The organism is Comamonas sp., from assembly GCF_036666375.1.
GTDB lineage: Bacteria > Pseudomonadota > Gammaproteobacteria > Burkholderiales > Burkholderiaceae_C > Comamonas.
In genome coordinates, this window is record NZ_JAVWWA010000062.1 from 21,180 (window position 1) to 27,751 (window position 6,572).

Annotated in this window: 7 protein-coding genes; 5 read left to right on the forward strand and 2 right to left on the reverse strand. The window is 65.8% G+C overall.

All coding sequences use genetic code 11. From position 1 onward, the window contains the following. Positions 1 to 12: 12 nt before the first annotated feature. From RR928_RS15335 to RR928_RS15345, 3 genes are all read left to right on the forward strand, one after another. Positions 13 to 384, forward strand: coding sequence for an AtuA-related protein (locus tag RR928_RS15335; protein ID WP_332538796.1), 372 nt, complete (start codon positions 13 to 15; stop codon positions 382 to 384). Positions 385 to 438: 54 nt separating this feature from the next. After that, positions 439 to 1,428, forward strand: a complete 990-nt coding sequence (locus RR928_RS15340) for a Bug family tripartite tricarboxylate transporter substrate binding protein (RefSeq protein WP_332538805.1) — start codon at positions 439 to 441, stop codon at positions 1,426 to 1,428. 184 nt (positions 1,429 to 1,612) lie between these two features. Beyond that, positions 1,613 to 1,849: a DUF2789 domain-containing protein gene (locus RR928_RS15345; RefSeq protein WP_332538797.1), complete on the forward strand. Its 237-nt coding sequence runs from the start codon at positions 1,613 to 1,615 to the stop codon at positions 1,847 to 1,849. Positions 1,850 to 1,859: 10 nt separating this feature from the next. Here the strand turns inward: RR928_RS15345 and RR928_RS15350 are convergent, their stop codons facing one another. Together RR928_RS15350 and fabI are read right to left on the reverse strand one after the other, a co-directional pair. After that, complete coding sequence (locus tag RR928_RS15350) at positions 1,860 to 2,834, reverse strand: cation diffusion facilitator family transporter (protein ID WP_332683179.1); 975 nt, start codon at positions 2,832 to 2,834, stop codon at positions 1,860 to 1,862. A gap of 185 nt (positions 2,835 to 3,019) precedes the next feature. Further along, positions 3,020 to 3,820 (reverse strand): enoyl-ACP reductase FabI, encoded by an 801-nt coding sequence (gene fabI, locus RR928_RS15355; RefSeq protein ID WP_332548026.1) that lies wholly within the window; start codon positions 3,818 to 3,820, stop codon positions 3,020 to 3,022. A gap of 106 nt (positions 3,821 to 3,926) precedes the next feature. Between fabI and RR928_RS15360 the strand changes: the two genes are divergently transcribed. Both RR928_RS15360 and RR928_RS15365 read left to right on the forward strand, forming a co-directional pair. Next, positions 3,927 to 5,756, forward strand: a complete 1,830-nt coding sequence (locus tag RR928_RS15360; RefSeq protein WP_332538196.1) for an extracellular solute-binding protein — start codon at positions 3,927 to 3,929, stop codon at positions 5,754 to 5,756. An 11-nt stretch (positions 5,757 to 5,767) separates the two neighbouring features. Then, positions 5,768 to 6,572, forward strand: an 805-nt coding sequence (locus tag RR928_RS15365) for an ABC transporter permease subunit (RefSeq protein WP_332683181.1), incomplete at its 3' end; no start/stop codon positions are given.

Sequence of the window (6,572 nt, forward strand, 5' to 3'; positions counted from 1 at the left end):
ATGCCATTTGCCATGAACACTTCCCACTCCCTGAGCCTGCCCCTGTACCGCCTGGCCCATGGCCGCACCGGTGACAAAGGCAACCGCAGCAACATCAGCGTGATTGCCTACCACCCGGCCCTGTGGCCGGTGATCGAAGCCCAGGTCACGGCCGAGCGCGTGGCCGCGCATTTCGCGGCGCGCAGTCCCAGCAAGGTCGCGCGCCATGTGCTGCCCAGGCTGCAGGCGCTCAATTTCGTGCTCGACGACATGCTCGAAGGCGGTGTCAACAGCGCACTCAACCTCGACAGCCATGGCAAGGCGCTGGCCTTCGATCTGCTGCAGATGGAGATCGCCTTGCCCGCCGATCTGCTGGTGCATTGCAAGGGGCCGCAAGAGTCCTAGTTCCCGTTCATTCCACCAACTACTACAACCCGGAGACAAACCATGAACAAGACCATGACCCCCAACGCGCTGCGCCGACACACGCTGGCCGCAGGCATTGCCGCGGCGCTGGCGCTGGCCGCGCCCGCGGCCTTTGCGCAGACGGCCGCCAAGTACCCGGCCAAGGCGCTGACCTTTGTCGTGCCGTTTGCGGCCGGCAGCGCCACCGACCAGATCGCGCGCGCGCTGGGCCAGGCTATCACCCAGGAAACGGGCCAGGCCGTGGTGGTGGAAAACAAGGGCGGCGCCAGCGGCATGCTCGCCGCCCAGGGCGTGGCGCGCGCCGCGCCCGACGGCTACACGGTGCTGATCACCACCAACACCACGCATGCGGCCAACGAACACCTGTACAAGAAGCTGCCCTACGACCCGGTCAAGGACTTCGCTGCCGTGACCGGCCTGGGCAAGGGCGGCCAGGTGCTGGTGGTCAATTCCTCCTCGCCGCTGCAGTCGGTCAAGGACCTCGTGGCCTATGCCAAGGCCAACCCCGGCAAGCTGACGTTCGGCAGCGGCAGCTCGTCGAGCCGCATGGCCGGCGAAATGCTCAAGCAGCTCGCGGGCGTAGACATCCTGCATGTGCCCTACAAGAGCAATCCGCTGGCCATCACCGATCTGCTGGGCGGCCAGATCGATCTGATGATCACCGATGTCTCCACGGGCCTGCCGCAGGTGCAGGCCGGCAAGCTCAAGGCGCTGGGTTTCTCCACGCAGGAGCGCAGCGCCATGCTGCCCGATGTGCCGACCATCGAGCAGGCCGGGATCAAGGGCTACAACATGGGCTACTGGTTTGCTGCGTACCTGCCCGCGGGCACGCCGCCGCAGATCGTCAACCAGCTCAGCGGCCTGCTGGGCAAGGCGGTGGAAAGCCGCCAGGCCGCGAGCTTCTACACGCTGTCGGGCACCAGCCGCTGGCATGGCACGCCCGAAGAACTCGCGAAGTTCCAGGCCGAGGAAACCGCCAAGTGGGGCAAGGTGATCAAGGCCGCGGGCATACAGCCCGAATAATCTACGGCTGTCTCGGCGCTTTCTCCGACAGCTTCGGGAGCGTGGACCACGGGGGAATCCTGCACAATGCTTCAACAGCGCTGCAACCACGGCAACGCCGTCGAAGCAGTCCTGTCAGCGCCATTTTTCGCGGCCGCCCACGTGGCCGCGTAGCCATCAACTCGATCGTGCAAAGGACTTTTCCATGGATACCATCAATCCCCGCTTCTCCGAACTGTTCGCTCAACTGGGCCTGGCCGACGATCCCCAGGGCATTGCCGACTTCATCCGCGAACACGCGCCGCTGGACAACGCGGTGCTGCTGCATGAAGCGCCGTTCTGGAACGAGTCCCAGGCACGCCTGCTGCGCGACGAACTGCGTGCCGATGCCGAGTGGGCCGAAGTCATAGACCAGCTCAACGCCTCGCTGCGCGCCGAGTAAGTCCAGTACCTCAATGCGGGCCGCGCAGCCCGCCCGGCGGGTCCACCTGCACCGTCACATGTTCGATGGCATGCTTGTCGCGCAGCAGATCGGCGACCTGCTTTGGCAGCATCAGCGGGTCGGTGCCGGGTGAAGGGGTGACATGCACCGTGGCCACCACGCGCTCGTCGGTCAGCGTCCAGGCATGGAAATGGCCGACTTCGGCGACGCCGGGCAGGCGCGCGATGGCCGCTTGCGCGGCTTCGACATCGAGCCCGCGCGGCACTGCCTGCAGCAGTATCAACAGCGCGTCCGAAACCAGACTCCAGGCCGAACGCACCACGAGCACCGCGACCAGCACCGACAGAATCGGGTCGAGCACGGTCCAGCCCGTATACATGATGCCGACCGCGGCCGCGATCGCGCCCACCGAGCCCAGCAGATCTCCGACCACATGCAGCAGCGCGCCGCGCAGATTGCCGTCGTTCTGCTCGCCGCGCATCAGCACCCAGGCACCGACCACGTTCACCAGCAGGCCTACGACGGCCACGGCCAGCATGGGCCCGGCAAGCACTTCCGTGGGCTGGCGAAAGCGCGCCACGGCTTCCCAGGCGATCCAGGCCACGAGCAGCAGCAGCGTGGCGCCATTGGCCAGCGCCGCGAGCACGCGCACGCGGTGAAAGCCATAGGTGCGCAGCTTGTCGGGCGCGCGCGCCGCGATGCGGTAGGCGATCAGCGCCAGCAGCAGCGCCGCGGCGTCGGACAGCATGTGGCCTGCATCGGCGATCAAGGCCAGCGAGCCCGACAGCCAGCCGCCCACGGCCTGCACGCCCGCATAGCCCAGCGTCATCACGAAGACCCATTGGATGCGCCTGGCATTCGACGCCGTGACCGATGGCGCATGCGAATGGGCGCCAGGGCCGTGGTCATGTGCGTGCGGCTCTGCGTGCGCGTGGCCATGGTCGTGGCAGTGATGGGGATCGTGTTCGTTTTCGCTGGATGACATCGGGTCGGCGCGCTGGGCTGAAATTGCCGCCAGCTTAGTTCGTCATGCCGCAGGTGACCAGGGCCTGCGCCATGTCCCTGCACCTTTCGCGTGCATCGAAAGCAGCGTCACGCCAGGCGCTTCGACAATGAAAAAAGCCATGGACTCGCGCCCATGGCTTTCAACTCGACGCCGCAGCGTGATGATCAGACTTGGTCGGCGCTCAGGCCCGCGGTCTGGCTGAAGCCGCCGTCCACGTAAGTGATTTCAGCGGTCACGCCCGCGGCCAGGTCGGAGAACATGAAGGCCGCGACATTGCCCACGTCTTCGGGCGTCACGTTGCGGCGCAGCGGCGAGGCGTCGGCAACGCGGCTGAGCAGCTTGCCGAAATCCTTGATGCCGCTCGCGGCCAGGGTCTTGATAGGGCCGGCGGAAATGCCGTTGGCGCGGATGGTGCGACCGTCTTCGGTGCGGCCCACGGCTTCGGCGAGGTAGCGCACCGAAGCTTCGAGCGAGGCCTTGGCCAGGCCCATGGTGTTGTAGTTGGGGATGGAACGCAGCGCGCCCAGGTACGACAGCGTCAGCAGCGACGACTTGTCGTTGAGGTAGGGCAGGGCGGCCTTGGCCATCGCGGGGAAGCTGTAGGCGCTGATGTCGTGGGCAATGCGGAAGTTCTCGCGGCTCAGGCCGTCGAGGAAGTTGCCGGCAATCGCTTCGCGCGGCGCAAAGCCGATCGAGTGCAGGAAGCCGTCGAACTTGCCCCAGGTCTGGCCCAGGTCGGCAAACAGCTTCTCGATCTGCGCGTCGTCGGCCACGTCGCAGTCGAACACCAGCTTGGAATCGAAGTCGGCCGCGAATTCGGTGATGCGGTCCTTGAAGCGCTCACCGACATAGCTGAACGCGAGTTCGGCGCCTTGTGCATGGCAGGCCTTGGCGACGCCGTAGGCGATGGAACGGTTGGACAGAACGCCGGTGATCAGCAGTTTTTTGCCGGTGAGGAAACCCATTGTTTTTCTCCAGGAAAGTAGGTAGGAATGTGCAGTTCGCAAATTCTGTTGCGCGCGGCGACCGGGCGATGGACGCATCCGGTCAAGGCTAGGGCAGAATTGTCTCATGCGCTACTGGATGTTTTCTCTGCTGCTTCTCGGTGCCTCCCCTGCCTGGAGCGCGCATGCCTATGCGTTATGGGGGCAGCCGCGCTATCCCGCGGGCTTCACGCATTTCGATTACGTCAATCCGCAGGCGCCCAAGGGCGGCGAGATGCGGCTGGTGAGCAACCTGCGGGTATCGACTTTCGACAAGTACAACCCGTTCACCATCAAGGGCAATGCGCCGGCCTATCTGTCGAATCTGCTGTTCGACACGCTGCTCACCGGTTCGCTCGACGAGACCGCGACCGGCTACGGCCTGCTCGCCGAAGACGTGGACGTCGCGCCCGACGGCCTGTCGGCGACGTTCCGGCTGCGGCGCGAGGCGCGCTTTCACAACGGCAAGCCGGTGCTGGCCAAGGACGTGAAGTACAGCTTCGAGACACTGATCGGCCAATACACTTCGCCGGCCTACAAGACGCTGCTGATCGACGTCGCGGGCGCGGACGTGGTCGATGAGCGCACGGTGCGCTTTCGTTTTCATGTGCCCAACCGCGAACTGCCGCTGACCGTGGGCGGCCTGCCCATCTTCAGCCCCGACTGGGCGCGCGGCGAGGACGGCAAGGTCAAGCCTTTCGATCAGGTGGTGATGGAAATCCCCATCGGCAGCGGCCCGTACCGCGTGGGTCCGGTGCGTTTCGGCAAGGACATCACCTATGTGCTCGACGCGAACTACTGGGCCAGGGATCTGGGCGCGCGCAAGGGCACGGCCAACTTCGAGCGCGTGAGCGTCAAGATCTACAAGGACAACACCGCGCGGCTCGAAGCCCTCAAGGCCGGCGAGTTCGATCTGATGCGCGTCTACAGCGCCGGCGACTGGGCGCGGCGCATCAGCGGCAAGCGCTTTTCCACGGGCGAGCTGGTCAAGGGCGAGTTCGAACACAAGCTGCCATCGGGCTTCCAGAGCTATGTGCTCAACACGCGCCGGCCGCTGCTGCAGGACGCACGCGTGCGCGAAGCGCTTGATCTGGCGATGGATTACGAGTGGATGAACCGCCAGATGTTCTACGGCTCGTACTACCGCGTGCGCGGCATGTTCGGCAACACGGCCTGCGAGACGCGCGGCCTGCCCAGCGCGGCCGAGCTGGCGCTGATGGAGCCCTGGCGCGCGCAGATTCCGGCCGCGGCGTTCGGCGAAATGTACCGCCCGCCGCGCACCGATCCACCGAATTCGCTGCGTGCCAATCTGCGCCGCGCCCAGCAGCTGCTGCGCGATGCGGGCTGGAGTGTGCAGGACGGCGTGCTGCGCAACGCGGCCGGCCAGGCGCTGGAGCTCGAATACATGGACAGCGGCGAGGGCAGCCTGCGCACGGTCGCGCCCTGGCAGCGCAACCTCGAGAAGCTGGGCATCAAGCTCAAATACCGCGCCGTCGACTTCGCGCTGTTCCAGCAGCGGCTGCAGAAATTCGATTTCGACATGGCGACCATCGTCTTCCAGGGCACGCACAACCCGGGCCAGGAATTCGCCGACCTGTTCGGCAGCAAGGCCGCGGACACCGAGGATTCGGGCAACTATGCCGGCGTCAAGAACCCGGCCGTCGATGCGCTGATCAAGGCCATCACCACGGCCAGGTCGCAGGAAGAATTGCTGCCGGCCTGCCATGCGCTCGAACGCGTGATCGCGCACAGCCACTATCTGATTCCGCAGTGGAGCGCGGGCACGCACCGCATGGTCTACAACGCCTGGCGGCTGCAACGCCCCGAGACCGTGCCGCCCTATGCCACGGGCGAGCTCTGGGCGCTGGACACCTGGTGGGCCAGGCTGCCGCCGCAGACTTCCGCTGAGCCCCGCTAGAAAGGCCGACCATGTTCGTCTATATCCTCAAGCGGCTGCTGCTGATGGTGCCCACGCTGCTGGGCGTGCTGCTGCTGACCTTTGTCGTGATCCAGTTCGTTCCCGGCGGGCCGGTGGAGCAGTATCTGGCCGAAGCCAAGGCCGGAGTGGGCGGGGCGACGGGCGGGGGCGGCGGCATGAACTACCGCGGCGCCCAGGGCGTGGACCCGCAGCGCCTAGAACAGATCAAGGCGCTCTACGGCTTCGACAAGCCTGCGCATGAGCGCTTCTTCCAGATGCTGGGCCAGTTCGCGCGCTTCGATCTGGGTCGCAGCTTTTTCCACAACAAGGCGGTCTGGGACCTGGTGGTGGAGAAACTGCCGGTGTCCATCAGCCTGGGGCTGTGGACCTTCCTGATCAGCTATCTCGTCGCCGTGCCGCTGGGCGTGGCCAAGGCGGTGCGCGCGGGCTCGCGCTTCGATCTCGTGACCACGCTGCTGATTCTCGTGGGCTATGCGATTCCGGGCTTTGTGCTGGGCGTGGCGCTGCTGGTGATCTTCGGCGGCCAGCTGCAGTGGTTTCCGCTGCGCGGCCTGACCTCGGCCAACTGGGAGCAGCTGGGCTGGGGGGCGCGCATCGTCGACTACCTCTGGCACATCGCGCTGCCGATCACGGCCATGGTCGCTGGCAGCTTCGCCGTCACGGCCATGCTGACCAAGAACGCCTTCCTCGAGGAAATCCGCAAGCAGTACGTGCTGACCGCGCGCGCCAAGGGCCTGAGCGAGCGCCAGGTGCTGTGGAAGCATGTGTTCCGCAACGCGCTGATTCCCATCATCA

Bases quoted from the DNA above. Each gene is read 5' to 3' on its own strand.
- RR928_RS15335 (WP_332538796.1), top strand. From the start codon at position 13: ATGAACACTTCCCACTCCCTGAGCCTGCCCCTGTACCGCCTGGCCCAT.
- RR928_RS15340 (WP_332538805.1), top strand. From the start codon at position 439: ATGACCCCCAACGCGCTGCGCCGACACACGCTGGCCGCAGGCATTGCC.
- RR928_RS15345 (WP_332538797.1), top strand. From the start codon at position 1,613: ATGGATACCATCAATCCCCGCTTCTCCGAACTGTTCGCTCAACTGGGC.
- RR928_RS15350 (WP_332683179.1), bottom strand. From the start codon at position 2,834: ATGTCATCCAGCGAAAACGAACACGATCCCCATCACTGCCACGACCAT.
- fabI (WP_332548026.1), bottom strand. From the start codon at position 3,820: ATGGGTTTCCTCACCGGCAAAAAACTGCTGATCACCGGCGTTCTGTCC.
- RR928_RS15360 (WP_332538196.1), top strand. From the start codon at position 3,927: ATGCGCTACTGGATGTTTTCTCTGCTGCTTCTCGGTGCCTCCCCTGCC.